Genomic DNA, 394 nt, shown 5'->3' on the forward strand with positions numbered 1-394 from the left:
GGGTCTGGCCCAGTACTTCGCCGCCATGTATGCCGCGCACGACCGGGGTCCCGACGTCGAACGGCAGCTGTTCTCGCAGATGCGCACGACGGCGATGGACCTGTCGAAGCACGGCCCCGTTCATCTGGGCTACCGGCTCGGACACATCCAGGGCGACGGGCGCATCTTCCGCGGGCTCGTCTACAACAAATCGGCGGTCGTCCTGCACATGCTGCAGCGGCTGATCGGCCCGGACGCCTTCAATAAAGGCCTGCAGCGGTTCTACAAGACGCATCGGTACCAGAAGGCCGGCACCGACGACCTGCGGGCGGCCTTCGAGGCCGAGGCCGGGGTCTCATTGAGCCGGTTTTTTGAGCGCTGGGTGCTCGGCTTCACGCTGCCGGAGGCACGGCTC

General features: G+C 66.5%; 1 protein-coding gene. It reads left to right on the plus strand.

Annotated features, from left to right (window positions below):
- Nucleotides 1-394, plus strand: a 394-nt coding sequence (locus I6F37_RS43770) for a M1 family aminopeptidase (protein ID WP_225154950.1), incomplete at both ends; no start/stop codon positions are given.

Source organism: Bradyrhizobium sp. NBAIM08 (assembly GCF_020193935.1).
In the GTDB taxonomy this organism is placed as follows: Bacteria; Pseudomonadota; Alphaproteobacteria; order Rhizobiales; family Xanthobacteraceae; genus Bradyrhizobium; species Bradyrhizobium yuanmingense.